Raw genomic sequence first — 3,604 nt, 5'->3', positions numbered from 1 at the left:
GAATGCCAGATGATGTCGGCGCGGGCCAGTCCCAGCACCCGGGAATCCACGGTCTCCACCGACAGGGCGTGCGCCTCCACCATAAAGGGGGCATTTCTTAGCGCGGAGGGGAAGCTGTCGTACTTGACGTTGACTAGGGTCCGGTAGCGTGGAATGGGGGTGATGTTGAGCTTGGCTTCGGTGATGAACCCCAAGGAGCCTTCCGAGCCGCACAGTACCCGGCTCACATCCAGGGTGTCGGTTTGCGGGGTATAGAGGTGCTTGAGATCGTAACCGGTCAGGAAGCGGTTGAGTTTGGGAAAGATGGCCTCTATGTCGGCGCGGCGCTCGCGGCCGATGCGGTACAGGGTGCGGTAAATCTCCCCCTCCCGGCTCTCCAGCGCCAGTTTGTCCGCCAGACGTGCGCCGGTGACTGGCTCGGTCGCCATGATGTCACCGTTATCCAGCACCGCCTTCAAACCCAGCACATGATCCGAGGTCTTGCCGTAGACGAGCGACCCCTGCCCCGAAGCATCGGTGTTGACCATTCCCCCTAAGGTGGCGCGGTTGGAGGTGGAGAGATCCGGCGAGAAGAAGTAGCCGTGAGGTTTGAGGTAGGCGTTGAGCTGATCCTTCACCACCCCGGCCTGGGCGCGCACCCAGCCCTGCTCCAGATTAATTTCCAGGATCTGGTTCATATGGCGGGAGAGATCGACGATAATGCCGCCGCCTAAAGACTGGCCATTGGTGCCGGTACCGCCGCCGCGGGGGAAGAAGCTCAGGCTCTGGTAAGCAGGTTCCTGAGCCAGCTTGAGCAAGGTCGCTATATCATCCGTGCTGCGCGGATAGAGTACCGCCTGTGGGACTACCTGATAGACGCTGTTATCCGTCGCCATCGCCAACCGGCTTGCATAAGACTTTTCGATATCACCACGAAATGCACAGCGCCCTAGCAACTCAAGAAACTGCAGGGTTGTGGGTGACAAACTGTCCTGGTAATCGAGTCTCGGGATCATGAATCCTTGTTGCCTTCCATTGCTTTATGCCGGCGTACCGGCGACTACGACGGCCCGACACGGCGGCGTTGGCCGAGTCATGGGCGGTCAGCTCACATGTGGCGGCCAGTATATCAGCAAGAAAACCGCTTGCGATCGGCAATATTCACCATTATTCACCATTTGAAAGGAGGATTGTTATGGCTCACCTCAGCCATGTTATCAGTACGTTTATCACCACCGAAAAACAAGCTTTGACACTGTCACTATTTGGTTGCATCAGCTTCGCCATCTTCGGGATCGGTTATGGTCTGTTCGCCGGTTCCAACGCCATCATGCTTGATGGCATCTTCACCCTGTTCAGCATGGGCATGACGGGCTTAGGATTAGTCACCGCCTACCTGGTCACACGTCCCTCCGACGATCGCTTTCAGTACGGCTACGCCCACTTTGAGCCCATCACCAACGTCATCAACGGCACCATCATACTGCTGCTCTGCCTCGGCGCGCTTTATAGCGGCATCACCTCCTTGCTGGAGGGAGGACGAGAGATAGACCTCGGCCACGCCCTCATCTACGCCGCCGTCTGCACTTTCTTCTGCGCCATCATCTACCACGTCGAGGCGGCGGTTGCCGAACGGGTCAACTCCGAACTGGTGCGCGTCGACTCCAAGGAGTGGCTGGTCGATACCCTGCTCAGTGCTACCCTGCTCATCGGTTTTGTGGTCGCCATCGGCCTGGACGCCATAGGTTACGGCCACTACAACCGCTACATTGACCCCATACTGGTCACCCTGCTTGCCCTGTGCGCCACCCTGATCCCCATCAAGGTTCTGGGCCGCAACTTGCGGGAGGTGCTCAAAGTAGCTCCCAAAGGAGATGTGCCACGGCGGGTCGCGCGCGAAATCGAGGCCCTGCGCCAGCGCTACGGGTTCGAGTGCCACAGTCATCTGGCGAAAAGCGGCCGCCGCTTCGATCTCGAGCTCAACATCCTGGTGGCCCCGGGTCAGGAATGGCCTGTCGAGCGCCAGGATGCCCTGCGCCAGGAGCTCTGGTCCCGCCTCGGCGATACCCTGGGGGACGCCTGGCTGTCGGTCTGCTTCACCCGCGAGAAACGCTGGCTATAAAGACTGGTTGTAACTAACAGCACGCAACGCGGGGCCCTGCCCCGCGTCCAGACCGCTTCCTACCTGTATCGCCGTCCATGTCACCAACCTCAACACGGCGCCATTTCCCTCTCCCTCACAGTTTGCCGGCTCCCGTCGCGCACTCAATACCCAGCGCAGGCCTATCTTCTGCATCACATTTACCCAACTTGGTATGATTTAATAAAAACCAGATAAACGAAAAATATTTACCTTGCTGCGACAATCAATCACCGCTATCCGTATCGCAAATAAAAAGTGATTGCCAAAATTACGTTTCGCAGCTATTTATTCCTTCATGATGATTTGGCTCACCACTACTCCCAATGGAATTAACACTCGCCTGACAACCATCAATAACCTGTTATTAAACCTTCAAAGGCAAACCCCATGAGAAAGACTTTTATCACACTGACGGCATTGTTCGTGGCTGGCTCTGCCAGTGCTGCCATTCCTCAGTTGAACTACCAGTGTCCAGGCCAGATCGAACTGCACGCCGATGCTGGCGGCCCCGTTTACATCAATGGCAAAGAAGCCAAGCTCAAAAAATACAGCGATGACTTCTATGAGGCCAAGGGCGGCGGCGTCACCCTATCCATCAGCAAGACAGGCACCCAGTATGATGTCTCCTATACCAGCAAGCAGGGCTCTGGTGTCTGCCAACCGGCTCAAGCTGCAGCGAAAGCCGCCCCAGCCAATAAAGCGAAAGCCAGCGCTGCCGAGAGCGCCTGTCTGAAGGCCGTAGCAAGCAAGACTGGGACAGCCGTCAGCAAACTCAATGTGCTTGAGGTGCTGGACTCAGAGGCTGGGGTGGGCGTCACTATTGAAGTACCAGGTGCCCAGGCGCCCTGGTCCTGCCTGAGTGACAAACAAGGTCATGTTCAGGGTGCAGCCTATACCGGCTCCTAAGCAAGATTCGGCTCCGAAGTGTCAGGCGGATACGCAGCATCAAGCTGGTTTAATAGCAAAGATGGGAGGCAATTCCTCCCATCTTTCATTTCCCGCCAGGGTGGGCATATAATTAATCGAAAAATATTATTATACATTTAAATAATTTCGTGAGCTTTATTGATGTAGAACAACACCACCTATTCCACAGTCTGTATTTGACTGCCGATATTAAAACTCCCGACGTGAACGACGTGAAAATAGTGTTAAATTAAACGCAGTCTGTTTCGTTATATCAGAGTATGTCCATATAAATAGCTTGCCCCCTTCCATTCAGATCAGGAAAGAATCCGCCGCCTCCCTGAGGCCGTCAGCTCCGACTCTCTCCTTGACCACATTATTGACATAAATGCAGCACTCTTTTGAGAATACCTGGGTTTATCTCAATGATATGTCTCGCTAGAGTGACTCCATCAACCCGATGAGGACACCCAGATGAGCCATGATCCCCTGTTCTGCCCCCTGCGCCTCGGCCAGCTTCACCTCAACAACCGTATCGTCATGCCCCCCATGACCCGTTCCCGCGCCAGCCAGCCC

At 55.7% G+C, this 3,604-nt stretch carries 4 protein-coding genes; 3 read left to right on the top strand and 1 reads right to left on the bottom strand.

Annotated features, from left to right (window positions below):
• Nucleotides 1-995: FAD-binding oxidoreductase (locus G113_RS19490; protein WP_005911178.1), on the bottom strand; the 995-nt coding region annotated here is incomplete at its 3' end.
• Nucleotides 996-1,174: 179 nt separating this feature from the next.
• Here G113_RS19490 and G113_RS19485 point away from each other — a divergent pair.
• The 3 genes from G113_RS19485 to G113_RS22210 form a co-directional block, all read left to right on the top strand.
• The gene (locus G113_RS19485) at nucleotides 1,175-2,101 is read left to right on the top strand and encodes a cation diffusion facilitator family transporter (RefSeq protein WP_005911175.1); all 927 of its coding nucleotides are present in this window, start codon (nucleotides 1,175-1,177) and stop codon (nucleotides 2,099-2,101) included.
• Between the two features lie 408 nt (nucleotides 2,102-2,509).
• Nucleotides 2,510-3,028 (top strand): hypothetical protein, encoded by a 519-nt coding sequence (locus G113_RS19480; protein WP_005911173.1) that lies wholly within the window; start codon nucleotides 2,510-2,512, stop codon nucleotides 3,026-3,028.
• A 474-nt stretch (nucleotides 3,029-3,502) separates the two neighbouring features.
• Nucleotides 3,503-3,604: oxidoreductase (locus tag G113_RS22210; protein WP_005911170.1), on the top strand; the 102-nt coding region annotated here is incomplete at its 3' end.

It is taken from the genome of Aeromonas molluscorum 848, assembly GCF_000388115.1.
Classification (GTDB): domain Bacteria; phylum Pseudomonadota; class Gammaproteobacteria; order Enterobacterales; family Aeromonadaceae; genus Aeromonas; species Aeromonas molluscorum.
Note: the sequence above shows the minus strand (reverse complement) of the source record. Positions and strands in the feature narration are given on the sequence as shown.

Bases quoted from the DNA above. Each gene is read 5' to 3' on its own strand.
- G113_RS19485 (WP_005911175.1), top strand. From the start codon at position 1,175: ATGGCTCACCTCAGCCATGTTATCAGTACGTTTATCACCACCGAAAAA.
- G113_RS19480 (WP_005911173.1), top strand. From the start codon at position 2,510: ATGAGAAAGACTTTTATCACACTGACGGCATTGTTCGTGGCTGGCTCT.